This is a genomic window from Rhizobium sp. 01T444, from assembly GCF_056398305.1.
Genome location: NZ_JBFTPD010000434.1, coordinates 1 through 509, shown reverse-complemented (window position 1 = coordinate 509; position 509 = coordinate 1). Strand labels below are relative to the sequence as shown.

The following is a 509-nucleotide window of genomic DNA, read 5'->3' as shown; positions in this document are numbered from 1 at the left end:
AACCGAGCGTGCCTGATGTCGCGCCGAAGACGACGGCCGTGACCGTCTTGGTGTCACCGGCATCCGGATCGGTGTCGTTGGTCAGCACATTGCCGCTCGCAACCACACCACCCGAACCATTGGCAATGCCACCCTTCTCGGTCGCGTCACCTGCGTCAGCAACCGCCGTCGGCGTCGTGTTGCCAGGCGTCGAYACGGCRAYRTTGAAGSTCTCGTTGGCCGCAAGGCCGCCGAGGTCTGTCGCCGTCACCTTGACGCCRTARGTKCCKSMTGTCGTCGGCGTGCCGGAGAATGTCCGTGTCGTGGCGTTGAAGGCCAGCCAGGCGGGCAGCGCCGTGCCGTCGGCAGCAGTTGCCGTATAGGTCAGCGTCTCGGTGCTGTCGACATCGGTGAAGGTGGTGGTCGGCAGCACGAAGGAGAAGGCAGAGCCGACGGTGGCGTTCTGAGTGGTCGTCTGGACGGCGAGCACCGGTGCGTCGTTGGCGCCAACCGGTGCGTCGTTGGCGCCA

The 509-nt window shown here is 65.9% G+C and carries 1 protein-coding gene; it reads right to left on the bottom strand.

Annotated elements, in window-relative coordinates:
* A partial coding sequence (locus AC1DTN_RS39325) for a putative Ig domain-containing protein (protein WP_477925686.1) occupies nucleotides 1-509 on the bottom strand: 509 nt, incomplete at both ends.